The following is a 22945-nucleotide window of genomic DNA, read 5'->3' on the forward strand; positions in this document are numbered from 1 at the left end:
CTTCGTATACACAAATCCTCCATCGCATTATAGTATGGCCATATGCAATGGAGGATTTGTTGGTTGCGAATCAAACAGCGAAAGGCCTGTATGCGTATTTCTAGCTGACGCTAATGGACAACTCATTAAAACAGGCAAAGACTTCGCGATAAAACTCGGGATGTGATTGCCAGGTCTGACCCGTAACTATATTCCCGTCGCGGACAGCCTGTTGGGTAGAGTAGATGCCACCGCCCATCTCGATCTCGGTTCGCACATGTTCGTAAGCAGTTAAGGTTCGATTGTTAGCGAGTCCTGCTGTAACCAAGATCTGGATACCGTGGCAGATGGCAAACACCCATTTACCCTGACGGTCAAACTCACGGACAAGCTCCAACAGGGCAGCGTGGTTGCGCAGGTATTCAGGGGCACGACCACCTAATAGCAAAATGGCATCATATTGATCTACCGCTACCTCGTCAATCGTCAAATCTGCATCAAGACAATAGCCGGGCCGCTCCACATAAGTATCCCACCCTGGTTCAAAATCATGCATCACCAAATTAAGCCGGCGTCTGCTCGGAGCTGCAATCACGGCAATATCGCCTTCTTCCTGAAAACGGTGCACAGCATAAAGGGTTTCGTAACTTTCGCCACCGTCCCCGGTAACGATCAAAATTTTTCGATTCATTCTTAAATAAAAAGGTTATAATGTTGTTATTTTTTCGGCCGAATTCAAAAGAAAAAACAAGGCTTGCTCTACCCTCTGAATGCTTCGGTATTGGCTGACCTCTGCTCGATTTTAGGGATATGCGCCTTTGTATTAACGCAGTCTCGCACCTGATTACAAATAAGCCGCCATTGAAGCACTGGCGGCTATACTGACTACTATCTAACTATTAATCTACTGGTTAATTTAATCCGCTTTCACTTCAAACAGCTTCCCGTCGTAGCTGCGATCAATCTTCACAGCAAAGCCTGTCTTCGCAAGCTCACTACCTGAGCCCGAAGCAATAGGCTTATTTGAAAAAACTTCTTTCACGCTATATTTCTTCTTCGGATCAAGGTGCTGGATGGTAACCCGTCGTTCCGTATCGGTGCCACCCTGCCGGAAGATTCCGACAATGCCTCCCGAGTTGGTCTCGATGTTGATCCGCTGAAAACCGTCCCAAAAGCCTTCTTTCGGCTCGCCAAAACCTGCCAAGTCCTGGCGGTAGGCCATGATCTGGTGGCGATCTTCCATCTGTTGCAGCCAAGTCGCATACCCACGATACTCGCGCAGGGCGCTACCTGACAATTTTCTCGGATCGCCCAGCATGATCGGCAGCGCGCCCGCCAGGGATTTGATATGCAGCGCCCAGCCCTCGTCCTGCATTTCCGGGTTCCCGATCACGAGCGCGGTCGCAGGGATCGCGGGCGAACGCCACCAGGCCATGTTCCGCACGCGCAGGTCTACATGGGTGCCGGGACCGTAGAAATTGGATAGCCAGTTCCCCTCTGCATGTTTCAGCATCGCGTAGTCAATGAGCTGCAAGCCTCCCATCGTTTCAAAGGTACAGTCGATAAACAGACCCGGCTTTGCACCATGCAGTTCGTCGAAGAGCTTCCAGACCTCCTCATAATTGGTATAAAACGACTCACTATGGTCCCTATGGCCGCCATGGCCGGTCGCATAACAGCCGGTCACCTTATTCCCAAACCGGTAGGTACTTGTGACCACTGTAAAGTCCAGTTTCAAATATTCCAATCCGTATTCGAGGGCCAGTCTAAGCAGAACGTCCTTAATGTACTGGCGCCACGGCGTGCCAAAACAGGCTGTGCGCATAGTCGGATCGTCTTCATGCAAGTTGGCAGGCTTCTGGTTCTGATCAAGTACGAACCACTCCGGATGGGCTTGATACACCTTACTATCCGGCGAGGCGCTGCCCACACTGACCCACAGGCCGGGCTTCATGCCCAACGACTTAATGTAGTCAAATACAGGTTTCAGCCCATTGGGAAACTTCTTTTTATCAATATTCCAATCTCCATAGTTATCCGCCCAGCCATCATCGATGACGAATTCCTTCATACCCGCGTCGGCCGCGGATTTCGCCAGCTCCATGATCAGCTTTTCGTTGATCTCCTTCCGGAAGGGCGTCCAGGTATTGTACACGAAGGTCGGCTTTTGTTTCAGTTCGGACAGCCGGATCCCCATGTGTTTACGCACGAAATCGGGGACGGCCGTATTCAGGATTTCATCGGGTTCTTTATGATTATTATAGACCATCGTGAAAACCTGCGGGGTAGTGAAAGTATCGCCGGTCTCGATGTATTTACGAAACGGATAACGTGCGTCTTTGTGGGTTAGCCCGCTCAAGATAACCCGCTCGTCCCAAAATGCGGATGTATGCTTTACTACACCAGCCGCCTCGTTGCCTATCACAATGCCTTGCTGCCAGTCGCTGTTATGCACGGTCACCAATGCATCCTGCATATTTCCATCGTACGGGCCAATGGACCTCCTCCGGCCGTAATCGTGACAAATCCAGCTGAACGTAGTCGCGTGATAGGGCGTTACAGTGAATTTCTCGATATCCACGGATTCCAGCCGAAAAGTTTTACGCGATAAGTTCCTGACGGAAAGACTTTTCCGCACAACGGGAAGGTTTGGGTACAACAAGTAGGTAAGCGTAACTTCCAGCTGTTTGTCAGCGCTCAACAATGTTACAGCCGCGCCCTGCCCCAATCGGGTATCGGCCACGTTTTGGACACCTTTCAGGTTCCACTCTCCTTCGCCCGAATAGACTTTCCCGTCGATCTCAAACTGAAACTCCTGGTTTTGTTTTTCGAAATAGCGGAACGCGCCCTTCACCGGCTTGTATTCGGTTGTGAAACATTTTCCCGTACCCTCAGGCAATTTGATAGTCCTGCTAATGATCCCGTTTTGTAACAAAAGCTCGCGCGAGTCCCATTTCGCATAGGCATTCTGCGCCTTGGCATTTGTTAAAATGCTTGCGCAAAACAGCATGATCGGCGCGACGGTTCTAATCTTCATGAATAAATAAGGGATAGGTTTTCTGAATCCATTTCCTGTGAAATACCCTGATCCCCTATTTTTCCCGGTCTGCAATAAAATATTTTCTTACTGCGCTCACCGGATCAGCCACCGAAACGTCCTGATTTGGTGCCCTCCAAAAGGTGCATTCAAAGAATGGCCTTGTTGCGAGAGTCTCTTTTCATTCGTTTCGATGTGGCTGGTCTGCCACACTTCAACGGCTTGCGTGCCAAGGTGGATCGACGGTGTGCTTGCCTTGCCGCCAAGGTTCCAGAACCGGGTGATCAGTCCATTACCTATGCCTCCCTCGGCGGGTTTAACGCTCCATAACACCAGCTCTGGCTTGTCTGACGAGATCAGCGAGAATGCTGCCTGTTCGGTTGCCGCTTTACCTCCCGTGACCATCGCCGCTCTCAGCGGGTTCTGGTGTTCAAGTGAAAATTTCATTGCTGCCAGCGCATCGAAATCTTGCTGATGTGCGGTGATGGCAAACTGATAAAAGAAATCCTTCTGCCCAAACTGGTTATGAATGCCGAGCATATCCGACTCGACCATCGCGTCGGTACGTCCACCTGCAAGAGCATGCAACTGCGACGAGCGCGAATGAAGCGAATCGGGTGTGCTGTCACCCAACTTGAAAAAGCTACAATCGGCATTGGACAAAGTCACTCCGTAGCCCTTCGCGCTCATATCCGCAAAGTGGTTGAATGTGAGCCAATCGTAGCGGGCATTCTGGCTAGCGTAATGCCCTCCTTCCTTGTCCGTTTTGGCCGTCAATACCGCTCCCAATTCTTCGTGGCGGGTCGTCGGCCGGTCCAATGCAAATGAAAATGCCCAGGTTTTTAAATCTTTAAAATTGGCCTGAATACTGTCCTCGATCTCCACTCTGCGACTATCCTTAAACAGGGTAACCCGAACCGTGTGCCGAACCGGATCGTTTGATACGGCTTTTAAAGTGACCGAAACCGGGCCGACATTCTCCATGACCAGCGGTTCGCCTTCATCAATGGCCTTCGTACCAAGATCATTCAAGTGCCTGCCGTTCGCCGCACTTACCAGTTGCCGTCCACCGGCGCTGCTATCTACCAGTTCTGTAATCACGCCGGATTTACGTAGTCTGAGCCGGTAGTACTTGTTTTTCAAATATTCACCCGAAACCACTGCCGCTGCGGGCAAGGTATGAGGCTTTCCCTGCCTGATTTCAAATACCTTGTAGCCTACCGACGGGACACGCCGCGCCCAAACCCGCAGCGCTTTTTTACCTCCTTTTGTGATAAGCTGGCTCGGCACTTCCTTGTCTGTTTGAAGGTCGACGACTTTAACCGGATATTTTCCCTCGTAAGGCATATCTGTCACGTCGTCGCGTATCCAATTCAATGGGTTGAAAACGTAAAAACGCGGATTGGCCGATTGCCTGAGCTGGCTGCCCAGTGATTTCTGGGCATGATTGAAAAGCGAGTCGGCATAGGTAGTGATGTGGTTCTGTATTTTAAGCTGCCATTCTGCGCGGTCTTTTTGCGACACCGGACCATCCGCTGTCCAGTCATGCTCCCAATATTGCCCGAACGCCTCCCACGCCTTATCGCGCTCGGCTTTCAGATGGGTACCAAAGCTATTGTCGCGGATCGAAACGATGGACGCCATTGCTTCGGCCGTACGCAGCTTCTCCGTCGCGCGCCTGACCTTGGCTGTCGTTTCGTTCATAGAGGCACTGTAAGTATCCCATTCATTTCCATAGCTGAGCGACTCGGACGGTAGCTTGGGATAATTGTTTGCGATGTCTTCAAAAAAATCCACTTCATTCGAGACGCGCACTTTTGTACTTGGGTTGGTACCATTTTTTGCCGCATTGATAAAATGCGGCGATACATAGGTGGCAAGATCATCCCAGCCATACCCGAATGCTGCCGCCGCATTGTACGGATACTTCGCTTTCCCGGTTGCGGAATCGCCTAATGCGGAAAGCAATCTGACACTATGCATTAATTCATTAGCTACATCTTTGGGCTTTTTATCCAGCCTTGCCTCGGCATACCCACCCAGCGAGGTGTTACTGCCGGTCATATCATACCATTTCATGATCACCCCCGAGCCATCCAGGCCTGTGTAGTTGTAGAGCTGATGATTTCTTCCTGTAAAACTGCTGCGATGCATCTTGCTCGCGCATCCGCAAATACCCTTCCAGCTATATTTCGCTCCCGATCCCGCCCATAACGAACTCATTCCCAGCGGCAAGGTCTGGTTTTCCATGGCGACCGCCAATGGAAACCGGACGCCAAACCTTCTCTCCATCTGGCCCGCATCAAACATTCCCCGGATAACAGCTTCGGTAGGCTGCGCGCCGTATGTACTTACCAGGGAGTTGAGTGGTACGCTGATATGACGGGAACGGATCGCTCTGACGAGCCTTTCAAACTGTGCGGGTGAACGGTATTTTTCGTATGTTTTCACCCAAAAACTGCCGTCGCAATTGAATCGCGCCTGAAAATCCTCTGGCTCGCTGCGGGTTGAATCGATCTGTCCAAGATAATAGTCGAGCATGTGCACAAACGCGGAGTCATATTGGGCTTCATTGCCCGTCCACATGTAATCGGTATGGTCGTCGTTGGCAATGTACAGTCGCTTGGTTTGCTGCGCTTTTAACGAGCCAAAAACCAATATTGCCAATACGCTTAGTATGAATGCTTTCATGTCGGGTTCGGAAAAGATTTGAATAAACTATTTCACTTCGGTAACCTTACCTCCTACCATAAACGTCTGGCCAACACCGAGCTTTTCGGCCAGGTAGTACGCCATGAAATTGAATGGAATGATGTTGTGTAAAACAGAGAATTGTTCTTCCACGCCAGCTTCTTCGACTGTCAGGACAATGGCACCCGCCTGCCGGATTACTTCGCTCAATTTTTCAGTCCGTTCATAGGCACTACCTTTTGCCATGATCTGAATAACGATGCTGTTTTGAGCCGTTTCTTTGGGGCCATGGTCGTATTGAGCCATCGGCAAACCATGAAAATCGAGTTTGGTGCTTTCACTCAAAATAAGCGCAGCCTGCAAAGCGGTGGCGATGTTCGGTCCACTGCCGGTAATGTAAATACCATGAACCTTACCCGCTTCCAGCAGTGCATAAACCTGTTCTGCCATTGCTTCTCCTTTGGCCCTGTAAAGATACATTTGACGGACCATCAATTGTACGGCCTCCGACGGATCGACGCCCAATCCCCTGAAAAGCACCAGCAGGGTATTGATATAGGTTTTGGAAGAAGAATAATCCTCGTGCCCCGCCGCGATTTCCGCCACCGCTTTCACGTTATTTGCCTGCGCCAGCGGGTTGCCCGGGTAGTTGGTGACGGCGATATATTGTTCAAAAAGCGCGCTGCACCATAGCGCCTCGCTGCTCCTACCCGATTGAGAAAGGATTACCGCCAGCGGCTGCACTTCCCCACCCGACAAATAGTGGTAATATTCCGAAGCAAGCTCAGGTTCGATGGCAAACCCCATGTATTTGAACGCCAGCGGAGCAAAATAGGACGAACCCATCCCCAGGTATTTAACACGCAACGGCAGCGGCGTGGCAGGGCTGGCCAGCAATTCAACAGCTTTTTCCGGGATTTCCAGAATTTCAGAAAACATGGGATTCATCAGATTGTGTTTTGGTTTGATAAGACAACAGCAGGGCGGCCGCAATGGCAATGCCGATACCGGTTGTTTCTGCGTAGGAAATAGATTCAGCCAGGAAAATGATCGCCAGCACAATGGTAAATACCGGTTGCAGCGCGCCCGCGATCGTAGTCACCTGCGAGGCCTTGCCTTCGGCCCGGTAAGCGGCAAAGCTGCATAATACGCCCAGTCCATTCAGTGCACCGGCCAGGGCTCCAAGCCAGCAGGTTTGTCGTGAAAAAGAAAAATCCACGTCGCCAGTGACTGTAAATAACACTGCCAGGATGACCGAGGAAACAATGAATGCGGTGTATGCCCATTCGGCGGAAACATGGTTGGTGGTGGTCTTCTGGGTAGCGCTGAAAATGCCCCAAAAAAATAAAGCGACCATCGAATACAACAGCCAGGGCGTCAATCCAAAATTTTGAAAGAACCTGCCCGGATCTTCGAATAGCAGCGATTGGCCCGACAATAGCACCACCGCAGGGATCGCCAGAAGAACGCCGCCGATATTGAACCGGTTGAGCTTTTCTTTAAATACCAGCAGGGCAAAACCAATGGTCACCAGCGGGTAAAGGTTAGTGACAGGGATAACAATCGCGGCCAAGCCTCCGGTAGTGAATGCCTTGAAAACGGCAATGTTACCAATCACGGCAAACAACCCGGAGAGCAATCCCCAAAGCATGCCTTTTTGATTGACAGTTTGTTTTTTCAACTTCCTCAAAATCACGGGCAGCGTCGCCAGCATGCCGATCGTGAACAGGAAGTGGTTGGTGTACGGATTCACATCCTCTGAAATCAGTTTGGCCACAACGCCCCATACTCCCCAGCAAAGCGCCGCGGCAATGGAGAAAAATATCCAGTTGTTCTTTTTGTTCATCATGGTTTAAAAAGTAATGCACCTCCGAGTACACCCGCTTCTTCTCCCAGCCTGGAAAAGGCAATTTTGGCTTTATAAGCCTTGAAAGGGCTGAGTAAGTCGGGCTCGTAGAGCTTGTTCAGATGCCTTTGCAGGCCATTGGCCACACCGCCACCCAGCACAATGATTTCCGGAGCGAACACATTAACGTAGTTGCCAATGCCGGATCGAAGGTACCGTACTACCTCCTCCACCAGGCCGGTAGCAGCCCGGTCGCCCCGATCGGCGGCGAAAAAGATTTCTTCACAATCCAGTGGTAGCGAACAGAAAGGATCGTGCTCATGAATCATCGCTGCCAGCTTGCTGATACCCGTGGCCGACACCAGTGATTCCAGGCATCCGGTCTTGCCGCAATAACAGGTAACATTGTGACCGGTGATGGTCATATGCCCGGCCATATGTGCATAAGGGAGCGTGCCATCCAGTTTTTGTCCAACGACCATTCCCACTCCCAACCCGGTGCCGAGCGTCAGCATCAGCACGCGATTATAACCTTTCCCTTCGCCATAAACAGCTTCCCCAAGCGCCACCAGACGCGCATCATTGTCAATCCGACAAATGGCGTGATGACGCTTCTCAATAATTGCCGCGAGCGGGTAATCCTCCATAAATTCGAGGAAGCCATAGGTGGAATCTACCGTTCCGTCTTCAAAGACAAATCCGGAAACCCCGATTCCGATCCCGGCAAGCTCATACCCGAAAGGCTGGGCTGGTTTGAGTATTTCAATGTGATGATGAAGAAGCTCCTCAAAAACGATCGGGGACTTTTTCTCGGTCGGAAACACCTGCATTCGTAATACCTGCCCTGTTTGCAAGTCCACAAGGCCCATCTTCGTTCGGGTACCGCCAATGTCGATTCCTATTGCTGCTTTATTCAATGTCTTTCTGGTTAAAACGTCACGCGAAATGTCTGTATCTGGTTTTGCCGGAAGGCTGGTTTCAAACAGCCACTATGTGGCGTGAGCTGCTGCTGGTTGGTTTCAATGTGTGAGGTCTGCCAGGCGCCGCGGATCGGCTTGCCGAACGTAATAGTGGGTCTGGCCGGTGTCGGCAAAAGGTTCCAAAACCGCGTAACAAGCCCGTTTTCGATACCTTCCTCACCCGGTTTGACACTCCACAGCACAACATTCGGATCGTCGGTTTGCAGAAAACTAAATGAAGTATCGTGATAGACCGTCTCGCTTCCGCTGACCTTGCCCGTCACCAGGGGGTTCTGGTGCTCCAATGAAAATTTCATCGCCGCTAACGGGCTGAATGGCCCCCGGTGTGTGCCCAATGCGAACTGGTAGAGAAACCCTTTTTCACCATTCTGGCCCGCGATACCAAGTATGCCCTTGTCTTCTCGCTTTGTATCCACTCTCCCGCCGGCCAGCGCGCTTAATTGAGAGGAAGTTTCGTGCAGGGAGTCTACCGAACTTTTTCCGAGTTTGAAAAAGCTGCAATCCATATTGGAGAGGGTGACACCATAGTCGTTCTCGCTCATATCGGCAAAATGGTTGAAAGTTTGCCAGTCCAGCCGGGCGTTTTGTGCGGCGTAATGCCCACCCCGCGTCTCTTTTTTAACGGTCAGTATCGCACCGAGCTCTTCGTGGCGGGTTACCTGGTTTTTCAGATCAAAAGAAAATGTCCACGTCTTAACATCGTTGAAATTGACCTGAATACTGTCTTCAATGTCAATGCGGGGACTGTCCTTGAACAGGGTCACACGCACGCTATGCAAAACAGGGTCGCTGGAAACAGCCCGTAATGTCACTGAAACCGGTCCCGCGTTTTCGACCACCAATGCATTGCCGTGGTTGACATCACCGCTACCTAAATCGTTCAGGTAACGTTGGTCGGTTGGCCGGACCAACTGTCTGCCGCCAGCAAGAATGTCGTACAATTCGGTGATAGCGCCTGACCTGCTGAGCTTCAACCGGTAATGCGAATTGCTGATGTAGCTACCGGCAACCGTTGCCGCGAGAGGCGCGGCCTTCGGCTTACCCGGCCTGATCTCATACACCTTATAGCCCACCGAGGGTACATTTTCCGCTTTGATCCGCAGGTATTTTTTACCTCCCTTGACGATCGTCTGGCTCAGTACCGGCGTATCGGCCGCCAGGTCATAGATCACCGTGTTTTCAGGCCCCACATATTCAAAATCGGCTATATCGTCCCGTGCCCAGCTGAGCGGGTTGAAAATATAGAACCTGGCCTTTCCACCCTTTTTGATTTGCTGCCCCAGCATCCGGGCCGACCGGTTGAACAATGAATCGACATAACTTGAAAGCTGCTGCTGGATTTTGATTTGCCAAGCCGCTCTTACGGGTTGCTTCACCTGCCCGTCTGCGGTCCAGTTATGTTCCCAATACATGCCGAGCGATTGCCACGCCAGGTTTTGCGCTTCCTTTAAGTCGTTAGTAAATGCCGGTTTTTGCAATACAACCAAAGAAGCCAATGCTTCCGCCGAACGCAGCTTTTCGGTAGCGCGCCGCACCCTTGCAGTCGTTTCGTTCATGGATGCGCAGTACAAATCCCATTCATTGCCGTAACTAACCGATTCGGAGGGAACATGGGGATAACTCTTTGAAAAGTCCTCGAAAAAGTCCACCTCGTTCGATAGCCTTACCTTCCGGGTTGGGGTCGATTCGCTTTTTGCGGCGTCCAGGAACGGCCTGGAAGTAAAGTTATCCAGATCGTCGTGCCCGTAGCCAAATGCGCCTGCGACATTGTAGGGGTACCTGGAACCATCGGATATCGTGTCACAAAGCGTGGCGAGATGGCCGATTAATTTTTTCAGGTCGCCCGTTTTGTCCTTCGACTTGATCACCAGCCTGCATTCGGCGTACCCGCCAAATGGAACGCCTTTCTTTTGCTCGGTGAAATCGTACCACTTCATAAGCACACCGCTGGAATCCGGCCCCTTGAAATTGTACATCGGATGCCTGCGTTTTTCGCGGCTTTCGTAGCTCATCTGGCTCCCATAGCCGCCGATCCCCTTCCAGCTGTACTTGGCCCCCGATCCAGCCCATAAAGCGCTTAACCCTAATGGTAAAGTATTGTTCTCCATCGCCTCCGCAAGAGTGAATCTGAGATCATACGCGCGTTCGAGCTGGCCCGCATAATACATACCGCGGATCACCGCCTCCGTGGGCTGCGCGCCGTAGGTGCTTACCAGCGTATTGAGCGGGCTGCCAATATGGCCCGACCTGACGGCCGAAATGAGCCGACCGAATTGTGCCGGCGACCGGTACTGCTGGTAGGCGCGTATCCAGTAGCTGCCGTCGCAGTTGAACCGGGCCTGAAAATCCTGAGGGGCGTCTCGCGTAGAATCGATCTGGTCCAGGTAATAATCCAGCATGTGAACAAAAGCGGAATCGTAGGTTGCTTCATCGGCCGTCCACATGTAGTCGGTATGGTCGTCGTTGGCCAGGTACAACCGTTTCACCGGTTGCGCCCCGACCGCTGACATTCCAAAAAGTAAAACGAACAATAGATATTTACAACGACTCACAATCAAGAGATTTGGCATGAACAACTATTGATAAAGCGGATTTTGGACCAGCAGGTTATTTCTGTTCATTTCATCGAGCTTGATCGGCAGAAAATAAGACCGGTCTTTCCAGTTTCGGTCGCGGACGCTCACAAATGAAAATTCGGGTTTGACCTTTCCTTTCTTATACCGGATATCAACCCCCAGCGCGTTGCTAGAAAGCACCTTCGGCGCGATCATCCAGCGGCGGATATCAAAATAGCGCTGGTCTTCGTACATCAGCTCGATTTTGCGTTCATGCCGCAGCTGCTCGCGCAATGCTTGCCCGGAAGAAATGATGGCGGGTAATCCGGCGCGGCGGCGGATCATATTCAGATACTTCTGCGCTTCCGCAGTTTCCCCGAGCTCGATACAGGCTTCGGCATAGTTGAGCAATACTTCGGCGTAGCGGATAAACCGCCACGGAAGGTCTTGCTTGAAAAACTGCGTATTAACGGCCGGATCGATGAATTTACGCAGATAATATCCAGTGTACGTACCGTCTTCTTTCGCCGCAAATGTGCTGTTGCGCGTATCGAGCCCACCTGTGAAGGAGCCGTCGGCCTGTTCATAATAGCCCACCTGTATGACACCTACCGGGTCCAGCGTTTGAGCGCCAATCTGGCGGGTTTGCCATTTTGCTCCCTCAAAAAGGATATTGGCGTAAAAACGCGGTTCCCTGTTCGCGTATGGGTCGGCCTTGTGCACGGGGTTGTTCCAATCAAAAGCGGTGCCGTCTTTCATCTGAAACTCATCTACAAGCTGGCTCGTAGGCGTGTTTCCGCCATACCCGAAATAGCCGTTTGGGTTATTGTATCGACCGGGATTATAACCTTCTCCCGAGTTCTGGATAAAAAACCGGACGAAAATGTCCTCACTGGTTTCTTTGGAGAGAAAAATCCCCTCGTAATTTTTGGCTACCGGATCGGCAGCGGTGGGCTCTTTTTTGAACAGATCGTACGCATTCAGATCGATCACCGCCTTCGCCGCTTCCTTTGCTTTGCGCCAGCGGCCGGCCCGGTCTCCGCCTACATAGCCGATCAGTTCGGGATGCGCGTAGCCTGGCGCCCAGCTGGCCTGGTTATGGTAGAGATCGCTGGCGGCGTAGAGCAAGATACGCGATTTCAAAGCGAGGGCGGCGCCTTTTGTGGCCCGGCCTTTGTCGGCCGCACCGTAGGCCTGCGGCAATAATGCAGCGGCCTTGTCGCAATCTTCTATGATGAACTGAATGCTTTCCTCAAATGAATTCCTGGAAGCAAGCGGGTCTTCATTGAGGCCGTAAGCTTTTTTGATGATCGGCACGCCCCCATACATCAACACGAGATTGTGATAATGGTATGCCCTCAGAAAATAGACCTCGCCGGTCAACCGGTTTTTGAGCGCCTGGTCCTCGTAGCTGTGCTTTTCCACTTCCTCCAAAAACAGGTTACATGCCCGGACGCTCTTGTAAACCCAATCCCAGGACATTTTCCAGGCTCTGGGATGTACCCCGCTCAGACCGAAATTGGGGTCGAAAACCGAATAGTCGCTCGGCGTGATCAGCGACTTGGTCACATTGCTGCTGCCGCCGTCGAAAGTAAGAATCGCCTCGTCCGATAGCGATGCCATCATCAGCTCAGTGAAGCCGTGGGGCAGGTTATTGTAAATATTATTGACAAACGTCTGCATGAGCGCCAGGTCATTCCATACGGCGTTCCCGCTATATTCGTTGAGCGGCTGTTTGTCCAGAAAATCGTCATTGCAGCTATTCAGTGGGAGCAGCATCGCTATCATCGCCCACGCGCACAGAGTCTTTTTCATCTTTTGAGATCTTTAAAAGGTTAGGGAAACACCGCCATTGAAAACACGCTGAACCGGATAGCTGGAACCTGTATTGTTGTCCGATTCAGGGTCGAAATCTTTCAGGCCGGGAGAGTAGGTCAGCAGGTTATAGCCGCTCACATACAGCCGAAGCGAACTCATGCCCAGCTTACCCAGCAGATCGGAAGGCACATTGTACGCCAGTTGCAGTGTTTTCAGCCTCACATAATCGGTATTGCGCAGGAATTGCGTATTGAACTGCGTGCGCCAGTACTCCTGCGACCGGTTGAATGCGCGCGGCTCTTTCGAATCGGGATGTGTCTCTGTCCAGCGGTTGTTGTAAAAGTCTTGCAGGAAGTTGCCGCTATCTCCGGAGTAAGTATCAATGTAACGGACTGCGCCCGTGGCTCCCTGCAACAGGATCGTCAGATCAAATCTGCCATAGGAAAGATCGAAATTCATACCGGCGTTGAACCTGGGTATGTTTGTCTTGTTGTTTCTGACCCGGTCATTACCGTTGATAACGCCATCCTCGTTCACATCTTTAAAAATAACGTCGCCTGGTCGTGCGCCTGTCCAGTGCGGATAGGAATCGACAGCTTGCTTGTCCCGGAAAATGCCGATCGATTGGTAGTAAAGGTCGTTGTCAGGGAATGCAGGATTGCTCGGAATGGGCTTTCCGGTAGACTGCTGCCATTCGGGCCTGCCGGGAGACTCATCCCAGAAAGTGATCTTGTTGCGCGAATAGCTGCCATTGAAGGAAACGTTGTACTTGAATTTCTGTACCTGGCTGCGGTAGCCCACACTAAATTCAAACCCGGTATTGCTCACTTTCCCGATGTTTTCCCTGGGTAACGTCAGGCCGGTTGAGGAAGGCACGGAGGCGTTCCGCTGCCAAAGGATCTGTGAACGTTTGTTATTGAAGTAGTCGAATTCGACATAAACCTTGTTTTTGAAAATCCCCGCTTCGAATCCGATATTGGACTGGTTGGCCACCTCCCAGGTAACGTTCTGGTTGGGAATCCTGACTTCCCTCAACAATTTGTTCTCTTGCGTGACACCAAAGATGTAAGTGTTGGTATTGTAACCATACGATGAGAGGTACTGCCACTCGTCAATGCGGTCATTGCCTGTCTGGCCCCAGGAGGCCCTGATTTTAAAATCATTGACGATCGGTAAGTTACGTTTCCAGAAAGCTTCCTCAGACAACCGGTAACCCGCCGACACGCCCGGAAAAAAGCCATATCTGCCCTGTTTGGGAAAAATGTAAGAGCCGTCGTAGCGCCAGACGAATTCCAACATCAATTTTTCGTAAAAATTATAATTAAGCCTTCCGAAGTAATTCAACCGCGCGTTTTCATAAGCCGCCCCGGTATTGTCCTTGTTGATATCCCCTCCGGCAAAAAGCTGATCCACGGCGGTCGAGACGAAAAATCGCCGGTATGCCGAGAAGCTGGTCCCCTTACCTTCCCGCGATTCCATCCCCGCCATCACTTTCAGCGCGTGCTTGCCGATATTCTTTTCGTAGGTCAGCACCCCGTTGAGCAACACATTCTGATTGTCCTCTGCCCATTGCTGCAAGCGAGGGTCGTCGAACCCTTTCTTCCCCTTCACCAGTACGGGCTTGCCATTGGCATCGTAGGAAGTGCCGTCCCACGAATACAGGTACCAGGGAGTCTGCCAGTTTTTCCGGAAACGGAATGTCTTGTCGAAGCTCGCATTCCCACTGAAAGCAAGGCCGGGTACAAACGGGATTTTGACGTCGATACGGAGGTTACTGTTGAATACATATTGCTTGTCCCGATCGTAACCGGTTGCGTCGGTGCTGGTCACGGCGGGATTATTCCCCTGTTCCACGTCCGGGCCAGGTGTACCATCGGGCCAAAAGGCGTGCTTGCCGGGGTCAGAGCGCATCAGACCTGAAAATATGTTACCGCTGCCCTGGGTCGGCAGGTTCCTGTTCTCAATCCTGCCCGACACGTCGAAGCGCACGCTGATATGGTCAGAAACGGTGCCGTCGATATTGCTGCGAAAATCGAACTGCTTGTATTTCGTAGCGCTTCTGTAATAGTAGCCGTCCTGAAACTTTGACCCCAGATTCATGAAATAGCGGATTTTTTCCGTTCCGCCGATCAGCGTTGCATTCAGGCTATTTTGTCTGGACCGGGGCTTCAACACCGCCTTGAACCAATCCGTGTTCGGATGCCCCCACGGATCGGAGCCATCCCGGAATTTCTGAATGTCGTCCGCGCTATATCGTTGCTGCCGGTTGTTGTAAATGTCGATTTCATTGAGCATCGTTGCGTACTCGCTCGAACTGGCCATTTTGGGTAAACGGGTCGGCTGGTTATAACCGTCACTGTAATGGAAGGAAATTTCAGGCTTGCCCAGTTTCCCGCGTTTAGTAGTAATGAGAATAACCCCGTTGGCCGCCTGCGAACCATAAATCGCGGCTGACGCGTCCTTTAAAACAGTCATACTCTCGATCGTGTTGGGATCAATGCGGTCCAGTGACCTGCCCGGAATGCCGTCGACAACCACGAGCGGACTATTGTTACCAAGTGAATTGGTACCACGGATCCGGATTTCCGAACCGTCGCTCCCAGGCTCACCGCTTCGCTGGACGGCGGTGACGCCGGGCAACCGGCCCACCAGCGCATTACTCACGTTCACAACCGGCGTTTTGACAATGTCCGTCCCCTTCACCGAAACCACGGAGCCGGTAATCGTTGCGCGTTCCTGGGTTCCATACCCTACCACTACCACTTCATCGAGCGATTTCTGGTCTATTTTCAGACTAACGTCTATCCCTGTACGTCCGGCGATCGGTTCCTCCTGGGCTACATATCCGACAAAGCTGAATACAAGAATTTGGGCGGCGTCCGGGACATCGATTGAATATTTTCCATCCACGTCGGTGATCGCTCCTTGTTGAGAATTCTTGATCACTACACTCACGCCGGGCAACGGCTCATTCTTTTCTGCGTCCCTGACCGTCCCGCGAACGGTGATGTTTTTGAAAGGCGTGATCTGGCTACCGTGCAAAGGGACTCGCTCGGATGGACCAGACTGCGTTACGGACACGCTCATTTCCGGCTGGGAGACCGGCTCGGCCTGGTAATTAATCTCCCGCGCCATTTTCCGGCTGGTAATGATAAATACCCCATTACGCCCTTTTTTTGATTCCAGGCCGAACGGTTTCAATAACCGGGTCAGGTTGTTTTCCAATGTTGAATTCCATTCCACGGCATTGGCTGGCACCATTTTTCCGTCCACAAACCGGTCCAGAAATATGATGTCGGATTTGTAATACTCCTTTAACGACTGGATAACTTCTTTGAGGGGCCTTTCGGCAGGCTTGCCGGATGCCGCTTGTTTAGGGGGCACCTGTGCCAACGCCAGGCGTTGAGCGAGTCCGGTCTGCATGGCACACACCATGAGCGTCAGAAAAAGCAGGGGTAACCATCTTTTCATACAATTGGCGTTTTTAAAATGATTGGATATGGGAATTGATTTGAATCTGATTGCCCGAGCGGGTATAGGAAAGCGAAGAGACTTCCATCAGCGTTTCCAGCAACTCGTCGGCATTGTGCGCAGTAAATGAGCCTGTTATTGTCCATTTCGCCAGTTCCGGGTCGGAAATAACGAGTGTGAGCCCGTAGGTATCGGCAAAGAGCTGCGCTATTTCGGTCAGACTGGTATTTTCAAATACGAACCGGTTGTCCCGCCAGGCAGACAGGCTTTCCGGATTTCTGACCTTTTGCAAATGTGCATTGCCCTGCCCGTTCAGCCGCACCACTTCACCGGGCCGCATCGTGATGGTTTTTGGCGCGGGGCCCTGATCGTACCGTAGCTGCACTTTGCCGCGATTTAACACCACCCTCCCCGACTTGCCGCGGTTGTAGACGGAAAACTCCGTCCCGAGCACTTCAATGTCAAAATTTTGTCCGGTTCTGACGACAAACCGGCTGTGGTTTTGCGTGTGTTTTACCGAGAACAGGGCCTCGCCTTCCAACCCGATCGCTCTTTCCGAGTCACCAAAACCGAACCTGGGCACGGTAATAGCCGAGTTGGCATTCAGCGTGACCGTGCTGCCATCCGGCAGGTTAATCTGGCGGACTTCCCCGTAATGCGTCGTGTAGGTTCTGTTCAGGATCGGCTTTCGAAACTGCCAGCAAAGCAGCGCGGCAACTAAGATCGATGCGGCTACTTTAATAGCCCCCCGTTTGCGGATCCAGCCATCGAGAGGACGTGCCGGACGCATCCAATCGGGCCTTTTTACGGCTTTACTCACCATACGTGCCGTGTGCCCGGCCATCGCCTTGTCCAAGTCCACAATATATTGCGGATGTTGGCTTTCCCAGGCATGCAGGCTCTGGTAAAATAGCTCGCGATGATCCGCGTCTTTGGCCCACTCATCCACCAATTGCTTCTGGATCGGCGAGACCCGTCCCGAAAAGTAGTCGAACAGTAACTGCTGTGTAATTTGCGGCTTCATAATTTGTTGATTTAAAAGAAAATGGCAGCCCACACATGGCCGACCAGAAACAGGATCATCAGCAGCCATTTATCCTTCACCCACTCTCTTACGTGGTGTATGGCCCGGTACATATGCACTTCCACCGTCCGGGTCGACAGGTTCAGATTGGCGGCGATCTCCGCATACTTTTTCCCTTCAAAACGGTGCATCAGGTAAACCTGCCGACGTTTCACAGGCATCGCGTGAATGGCCCTTTCCACGTCCTGATAAAGCTCCTCGTATTGGGTAATGGTATCCGGTTGCTGGTCGGCCCGAACGGGCAGCCATTCCGCACGATCGAGCGAGGTAGTCCTTCTCATTTCCTGCCGGACGTAATCAAAGGCGCGGTTTCGGACCGCGGTATATAAAAAGGCGCGGTAGGAAACCTCGATCGAATGAAACAGCTCCCGAGAATGAAACTCGTAAAAAATGTCAGAGACGATGTCCTCCGCTATTTCGCGGGACGACACATACCTGACGGCATGGCTACAAAGCGGTTGGTAGTATTGTTGAAACAGGATGGACATCCCCACAGCGGGATCGCCGGCAAATGCCCGCCGGATGAACAGCTCGTTATCTGCGCCAACCTTTGAAGGTTCCCGGGGTACGCTCCCCTCCGGAGCCGGGTCCGAAAGCGACGCGCTATCTGCCTGGGAAAACAACCGTCTGACCTGCCCCATACATGTGTATCCAGTGAGAATGATTAACCAGTTTTACTGAGCCATTTAGACAGAGACGTTTGGCCAAAACAAAACACTTACGCTTTTTCAGCATTATTTTTCTGGCCCTGGCAAGCTGTCTCCGGTCTGGAATCCGCTCATTTTGTGGTAAACAGGATGGTGGGGCAAGTTTCCCGGTTGGCGGCGGATTTTTCTTGGGGGAAAAGTTTATTAGAACAAAATATTGAAGGTGCTTTTCACATGGAGTACTGCGTAAGTTGCAGTTGAGGTGCAGTAGAGGAGCAGTTAGGCAGGATTGCCAGCGTAATCCCGTCCTCGAGAAGGAGGAACCGGTACTGTTAAATCCATACACCTTGGCATCTCGTGAAATTGTTATTACAGTTTATCTTTCGCTGATGCAGGAGTTGTGAAAACAATCATATTCGTCACGATCCGGGCGTAGTTGGCGTTTTCAAAATCACTAACAGCGTGGCCGGGTTGGCTGTAAAAGACCCAACCTTTACCGGAGGGCATATACCAGGCCGACCGGCTTTGCATCCACTCCTTTCCGGCTTTGTCCCGCATTTTCATGCCCATTAATATCTTCCTGGATGGGTTGACGTGCAGGTTATGGTTCAAAAATGCTTCAGTATTTTTCAGCATGAATCCCTTTCTGTTTACCTGCTTGTTTTTGTTTTCCCGTGTAAATGCGAAACTGGTGTCATAATGCATTTTGTTGGTCATGATGAAATGTCGCGGGGCAAGGTTCAACACGCCCAAATCAATATTACCGACGAATTTGTAGCCACCAGCTTCCACGTCTCCCGGGGGCAAATCCAGGTCTAGAAATGTAAACCAGGACGCATTCTTTCTTTTCTTGGAGCTGATCGAGTGGTGCAGACAAATAAGCCGGCCGCCATTTCGGGTGTATTCAATAAATGCTTTCTCGGGATCGGGGTCAAGATCTTGATGAATGTAAACGACAACGGCTCGAAAATCAGTCAGAGAAGCCGGCATCTGGGATTGTGTTACAATTTTAGCGTCCAGGTTTTCATTTTTCTTCAGCGCATTGGCCAGGACCTGCATGGCGGGAATTTCGTCAGCAACAATCAATACCTCTTGACTGTATACGCGGGCGTAAAACATATTCACTACCAACAGAACAAAAAATATCTTTCTCATTGATCACCGATTTCTCAGGGCATCTCGCTCAAAAAGCGCTATTTACTTTAAAGCATGGCAACGGCGTCTTTTACCCGATACCGTTTTACTGAACAGGGATATCCGAAGCATCGAAAAACGTGGGCCATTTGAACACATTTAAAAAGGTAAAGTTGCCGGAGTTTACTTCTTTGTAACACTCCCCGGAATTGCTGTAAGTATGAGTTTTCCATTGCTGTTGGCTGGCGTGTTTGTCCTGATTAAAATCCGGCGCTTTGGTGAGCCACTGAAATGTAACTTGTGTAGCCTGCCCATTTGTCCGCCATTCGTCCTTGAACGTTACCGACCGGTCGGGATTTAGCAGCACTGTCCGGTAAACCTGGCTTGCAAAATTCGAATATAAAGTGCTTAAATCTGCACGATTACCCGTAATTCCATTGACTTCCGGCAGTTCTGTCACTTCGGCTTTCCCATTTATCAGTTGATACTGGCCGTTGAACCTTAAAATATTGTGTCCTTCCGGGCCAACTCTGAAGGTTGTCCACCTGTTGCTGCTTTGGGAGTAGTTCCACAAGTCAAGTTTAGCGGCTCGCATTTTGCCGTAGTTCTCGGTGCCCAGGTCAAGGGCCCATCTGACACCATCTGCTTCAAGTATAAAGCTTCCGGCGTCCATGTGCCCGTGGGAGTTATTGGGTGTTCCTCCTTTTATGGCAACATAGGTTGCCTTTGGGTCATTCCACGCACTGCGCATTACACCCATAGACAGCTGGCCCCTGGCCGACCAGTGTAACGGTGCCTTGCCAACGGATGCGTCGGCGAGCAACGAGGGGTCCCACCACAAAATTTCCAGTGTCGTCATTCTTCCGATTACAACACTGCGATCAGATAAAAGCTTGTTCCATAGGCCCAGTAACTAGGTCCTTCCGGGAATGCGCCATCTAAGGAATATGCCTCTGCTGCATACGGCAAGTTTTCAATGGCACGCTCCGTATTTTTTTTTGCCAATTCAGGTTGTGATTCTGCAATCGCAAGCGCGGCAACCATCACACCGCCGTTGCATACCGGATTCCAATTAAAGTTGCCCTTTACCCAACTGTCGCCACCTTCCTTTACCGCCAACGCTGGAAGGATAGCTAAATTCGTGATAGCCGTCGCGACCTGTTGCCGTTGCTCTGATGAAAGCCCGTCATAAAGCCAATCAAATCCCACGCCGGCAGCGAATGCCGCCTCTCCCACATCTAAAAAATGCCCTGTGCCCCAATTTTTTAACTCACAGAGCTCAATTAATTCAGCTCGCGCTCTTGCCAGGCTTTCAGAATTTCCTGTAAGCCGGTAATGCAATGCAAGAGACAAAATTCTCCCTTGTACATTTCTGGCAGTGACCATATTGTTAATACCATCCGGGTACACTATGGGTGCAGCCCGAAGATGTTGGGCTGCCTGATGCTGGAGAATGTACTTTAACTGTAATGATACGCTATCGTTTTGTTGTGTAATCTTATCGATTAATTGGTCGCTTACAAACAGTCGGGGGTGGGCCGGCAATTTATGCCAGTCTTCTGCACTGAGGCAAGAAGTTTGCTGAAGGGCCGCGTTTTGTGCAAAAGCGCAAATAAACCCTGGGTACAGAAATAACAGGAAGGCAGATAGCCGTGTAATCATCTTTTGAGCATTAACATGTGAACGAGAAGGCAATCGAACGCAGATTGGGCTAGAATCGCAAATTACCTATTTGATTATGGACGTAGTCGACCCATTCCTTTTGGCTTTTGAAATCAGGGCTCTTAGTCCAGCCTGCGCCGACAAAATAGGTTATTGGGGTCCCCGGCTGCACATTGATCAGCATGAACTCTTGCTTTTCAAAGGATTTGAATCCCGTGATATGGGAAGGTTTCGTCAGTACCACAGTTCCGAGCTCGCCATTATCCGGCAAATAGGATTCCCAAATAGCGAGCATCCCTCTCTTCTTATCAGCTGCTATTTGCGGCTTGCTGGCGTATGCAATCCCCAGCCCAACCGTCAAAGGGCGTTTTTTATCTGCATAAAACGTGCTTGTGACTTTAAAGAAATTGGAGCCCATCGCCATACTAATCACTTTCTTTTCAGATACCCAGTAACCATCAACGTTCCATGGCTCGAATAAAAGTTCGAATACGACCTCTGATTCCGTATTTTTTAAAATCCTGTAAGCTGCATAAGGCTGGGAAATGTATGGCTTTCCTTTGTCCCAAATCGCCGTTCCGCCCGCGCCTCTTGTAAATCCGACATGAAAAAAGTCGCAACCTTCACCACGGTCGGAATGATATGGTTGTCCTTGATTATTCAGATCATACCACTTGTCGACAACCGGATATTTGACTGATTTGGTCCAAATGTCGATGCCGCTGCTTACCCGGTCTTTTACCGGCGGGCCGTAGACTCTAAACCAATCCGGTCGTTTTCCCAATGGATATTGCCGTTGGCTTCGGGCATATACCGGACGTATGCCTGTGGCGGCATGGCTTTTCCATAATCACTCACGTAACAACCCATAGCCTTAGCAGGAAAAATTTCCTTAATCCCCATTTTAGCAGCCTGGGCAAACGCCAGGACGGCAGGCCCATAAGCGTGAATGTCATCTCGCCTCCAGGGGTGTTTGATGTAGTCTGCTTTCAATCCCAAACCCGGGCAGAGACAGCCGGTCGTCACGTTGCTAATTGACCCCTCCGGCGTAATGTAGGATGTGTAGCCGCTTAGTCCTTTGATAAAATGAGGTAAAAATGTCTTGTCAATGATATTTTTTTCAATGCAAACACCAATACCAAAAAGCATCAATCCACTTCCGGACGTTTCAACGTAGGAGGTGTGTTCAGTCATTTCCTGGTTCCAAAGCCCTTGTTGATTCTGATATTTAAGAATTGCCGTGAAAAATTGTCTTGCAAGCTCGTTAACCTCTCTCTTTCTCGGATGAGAATCGGGCAAATCCCGCACTAAAATTGCAAGGGCAAATGCGGCCCACCCATTTCCCCGGCTCCAATTATCTTCTGAAACGGAATGAAGCCCGGCAAAGCCCCTGCCCTGGTGAACCAGCCCGTTCGGGTCTTTGAGAACTTGAAAAAGCTGCAATGTTTCATAAATTGCCAGTTCTACATATTCAGGCTTACTCATCGCCAAACCACTATATAACATAAATGGAGTCACGGCAAAAGCGCAGTCAATCATAATCTGGTCAAGGCTGTCATTCAGCCACGGCGCAGTCATCATGCCGTCAGCGGTGCGCTTTTGATGTCGATACATTTTATCGGCGAATTCGGCCACCTGCGGACCAAGTTCGCCGGATTGTTTTAAATAATTCAGATAAGCAATCCCGCTCCCGCCTGCCTCGTAACTGATAAAGCTACCCCTGCCTCTGATTTCTTTTGTCTTGAACTTACCGAACAACTCAACTGCGTGGTCAAGCATTTTCGGGTCCTGTTGGATAACAGCCAACTCACTCATCGCATGCATTAGCAGGGTTCCGCCATAAATGCCTAAATCAATTTCTTTCAAACCCCTGTCCAGTGCAAGTTTGGCTATCGCTTTGGTACTTATTGGCTTGCTGTCATTATCCGCCTTTGCTACCTGGCCTTGATAGATATGATTAAACTGCGCATTCGCACCGAGATCTAACAAGAGAAGGAGTAAAATCAGCTGCTTTTTCATAGAATGTTCTTCAAGTAACCCC

At 50.8% G+C, this 22945-nt stretch carries 16 protein-coding genes; all 16 read right to left on the reverse strand.

What is annotated here, in order from left to right; genetic code table 11:
* Window positions 1–100: 100 nt before the first annotated feature.
* The 16 genes from H144_RS0118755 to H144_RS32195 all read right to left on the reverse strand — a co-directional run bounded on the left by H144_RS0118755 (window position 101) and on the right by H144_RS32195 (window position 22923).
* Window positions 101–670 (reverse strand): DJ-1/PfpI family protein, encoded by a 570-nt coding sequence (locus tag H144_RS0118755; protein WP_019943639.1) that lies wholly within the window; start codon window positions 668–670, stop codon window positions 101–103.
* Between the two features lie 225 nt (window positions 671–895).
* Window positions 896–3016 carry an alpha-galactosidase gene (locus H144_RS0118760; RefSeq protein WP_019943640.1) on the reverse strand — a complete coding sequence of 707 codons (2121 nt, stop codon included), beginning with the start codon at window positions 3014–3016 and terminating at the stop codon, window positions 896–898.
* 96 nt (window positions 3017–3112) lie between these two features.
* Window positions 3113–5707, reverse strand: a complete 2595-nt coding sequence (locus H144_RS0118765) for a glycosyl hydrolase-related protein (RefSeq protein WP_019943641.1) — start codon at window positions 5705–5707, stop codon at window positions 3113–3115.
* A gap of 27 nt (window positions 5708–5734) precedes the next feature.
* Window positions 5735–6646, reverse strand: coding sequence for an SIS domain-containing protein (locus tag H144_RS0118770; protein WP_019943642.1), 912 nt, complete (start codon window positions 6644–6646; stop codon window positions 5735–5737).
* Window positions 6636–7556 (reverse strand): DMT family transporter, encoded by a 921-nt coding sequence (locus H144_RS0118775; protein ID WP_019943643.1) that lies wholly within the window; start codon window positions 7554–7556, stop codon window positions 6636–6638. The genes H144_RS0118770 and H144_RS0118775 overlap by 11 nt, the downstream gene beginning before the upstream one ends.
* A complete protein-coding gene (locus tag H144_RS0118780; RefSeq protein WP_026350811.1) occupies window positions 7553–8470 on the reverse strand; it encodes an ROK family protein in 918 nt (305 codons plus the stop codon). Before H144_RS0118780 ends, H144_RS0118775 begins: the two co-directional genes overlap by 4 nt.
* A gap of 11 nt (window positions 8471–8481) precedes the next feature.
* Complete coding sequence (locus H144_RS0118785; RefSeq protein WP_019943646.1) at window positions 8482–11043, reverse strand: glycosyl hydrolase-related protein; 2562 nt, start codon at window positions 11041–11043, stop codon at window positions 8482–8484.
* Between the two features lie 66 nt (window positions 11044–11109).
* Entirely contained in the window at window positions 11110–12903 is a 1794-nt protein-coding gene (locus H144_RS0118790) for a RagB/SusD family nutrient uptake outer membrane protein (protein WP_019943647.1), read from the reverse strand.
* Window positions 12904–12915: 12 nt separating this feature from the next.
* Complete coding sequence (locus tag H144_RS0118795) at window positions 12916–16377, reverse strand: SusC/RagA family TonB-linked outer membrane protein (protein WP_019943648.1); 3462 nt, start codon at window positions 16375–16377, stop codon at window positions 12916–12918.
* A gap of 13 nt (window positions 16378–16390) precedes the next feature.
* A complete protein-coding gene (locus tag H144_RS0118800) occupies window positions 16391–17401 on the reverse strand; it encodes a FecR family protein (protein ID WP_019943649.1) in 1011 nt (336 codons plus the stop codon).
* Between the two features lie 11 nt (window positions 17402–17412).
* Complete coding sequence (locus H144_RS0118805) at window positions 17413–18102, reverse strand: RNA polymerase sigma-70 factor (protein ID WP_019943650.1); 690 nt, start codon at window positions 18100–18102, stop codon at window positions 17413–17415.
* A gap of 375 nt (window positions 18103–18477) precedes the next feature.
* Window positions 18478–19263 (reverse strand): ThuA domain-containing protein, encoded by a 786-nt coding sequence (locus H144_RS0118810; protein ID WP_019943651.1) that lies wholly within the window; start codon window positions 19261–19263, stop codon window positions 18478–18480.
* 85 nt (window positions 19264–19348) lie between these two features.
* Window positions 19349–20101 carry a heparinase II/III domain-containing protein gene (locus H144_RS0118815; protein ID WP_026350813.1) on the reverse strand — a complete coding sequence of 251 codons (753 nt, stop codon included), beginning with the start codon at window positions 20099–20101 and terminating at the stop codon, window positions 19349–19351.
* An 8-nt stretch (window positions 20102–20109) separates the two neighbouring features.
* Window positions 20110–20937, reverse strand: coding sequence for a hypothetical protein (locus H144_RS0118820; protein WP_157504971.1), 828 nt, complete (start codon window positions 20935–20937; stop codon window positions 20110–20112).
* A gap of 16 nt (window positions 20938–20953) precedes the next feature.
* Window positions 20954–21688 (reverse strand): DUF4861 family protein, encoded by a 735-nt coding sequence (locus tag H144_RS0118825; protein WP_026350815.1) that lies wholly within the window; start codon window positions 21686–21688, stop codon window positions 20954–20956.
* Complete coding sequence (locus H144_RS32195) at window positions 21643–22923, reverse strand: glycoside hydrolase family 88 protein (RefSeq protein WP_019943652.1); 1281 nt, start codon at window positions 22921–22923, stop codon at window positions 21643–21645. The genes H144_RS0118825 and H144_RS32195 overlap by 46 nt, the downstream gene beginning before the upstream one ends.
* Window positions 22924–22945: the final 22 nt, after the last annotated feature.

Source organism: Dyadobacter beijingensis DSM 21582 (genome assembly GCF_000382205.1).
Taxonomy (GTDB): Bacteria; Bacteroidota; Bacteroidia; order Cytophagales; family Spirosomataceae; genus Dyadobacter; species Dyadobacter beijingensis.

Excerpts from the sequence above, each read along its gene's own strand:
- H144_RS0118790 (WP_019943647.1), bottom strand. The coding sequence starts at position 12,903 with ATGAAAAAGACTCTGTGCGCGTGGGCGATGATAGCGATGCTGCTCCCA.
- H144_RS0118770 (WP_019943642.1), bottom strand. The coding sequence starts at position 6,646 with ATGTTTTCTGAAATTCTGGAAATCCCGGAAAAAGCTGTTGAATTGCTG.
- H144_RS0118760 (WP_019943640.1), bottom strand. The coding sequence starts at position 3,016 with ATGAAGATTAGAACCGTCGCGCCGATCATGCTGTTTTGCGCAAGCATT.
- H144_RS0118765 (WP_019943641.1), bottom strand. The coding sequence starts at position 5,707 with ATGAAAGCATTCATACTAAGCGTATTGGCAATATTGGTTTTTGGCTCG.
- H144_RS0118810 (WP_019943651.1), bottom strand. The coding sequence starts at position 19,263 with ATGAGAAAGATATTTTTTGTTCTGTTGGTAGTGAATATGTTTTACGCC.
- H144_RS0118775 (WP_019943643.1), bottom strand. The coding sequence starts at position 7,556 with ATGATGAACAAAAAGAACAACTGGATATTTTTCTCCATTGCCGCGGCG.
- H144_RS0118795 (WP_019943648.1), bottom strand. The coding sequence starts at position 16,377 with ATGAAAAGATGGTTACCCCTGCTTTTTCTGACGCTCATGGTGTGTGCC.
- H144_RS0118805 (WP_019943650.1), bottom strand. The coding sequence starts at position 18,102 with ATGGGGCAGGTCAGACGGTTGTTTTCCCAGGCAGATAGCGCGTCGCTT.
- H144_RS0118755 (WP_019943639.1), bottom strand. The coding sequence starts at position 670 with ATGAATCGAAAAATTTTGATCGTTACCGGGGACGGTGGCGAAAGTTAC.
- H144_RS0118800 (WP_019943649.1), bottom strand. The coding sequence starts at position 17,401 with ATGAAGCCGCAAATTACACAGCAGTTACTGTTCGACTACTTTTCGGGA.
- H144_RS0118815 (WP_026350813.1), bottom strand. The coding sequence starts at position 20,101 with ATGACGACACTGGAAATTTTGTGGTGGGACCCCTCGTTGCTCGCCGAC.
- H144_RS32195 (WP_019943652.1), bottom strand. The coding sequence starts at position 22,923 with ATGAAAAAGCAGCTGATTTTACTCCTTCTCTTGTTAGATCTCGGTGCG.
- H144_RS0118785 (WP_019943646.1), bottom strand. The coding sequence starts at position 11,043 with ATGTCAGCGGTCGGGGCGCAACCGGTGAAACGGTTGTACCTGGCCAAC.